Below are 240 nucleotides of genomic sequence, written 5' to 3'. Positions count from 1 at the left end.
ATGTCACATTGATATAACCGGTCTTGATTTCGGAAGCAGTGCCATTAATATTACTGACAGTAAGATTGACAGTATACAAACCAGCTGTATCATACGTATGAATTATATTCTGGCTGGAGTAATCCTCGGTACCGTCAGCATCAATATCCCAGGACCATGACGTTGCATTGGTTGAGAGATCAGTGAATGAAACAGTAAGTGGTGCATAGCCTTCAGTGACATTAGCACTGAAATCGGATA

At 40.8% G+C, this 240-nt stretch carries 1 protein-coding gene; it reads right to left on the bottom strand.

The genetic code is table 11. The features are described 5' to 3' along the window. On the bottom strand, positions 1-240 hold a 240-nt coding region (locus E7X57_RS12255; protein ID WP_135613288.1), incomplete at both ends, for a PKD domain-containing protein.

The sequence above is a fragment of the Methanococcoides sp. AM1 genome (assembly GCF_900774055.1).
In the GTDB taxonomy this organism is placed as follows: domain Archaea; phylum Halobacteriota; class Methanosarcinia; order Methanosarcinales; family Methanosarcinaceae; genus Methanococcoides.
The sequence above is the reverse complement of the archived record's forward strand: the minus strand, read 5'-3'. Positions and strand labels throughout refer to the sequence as shown.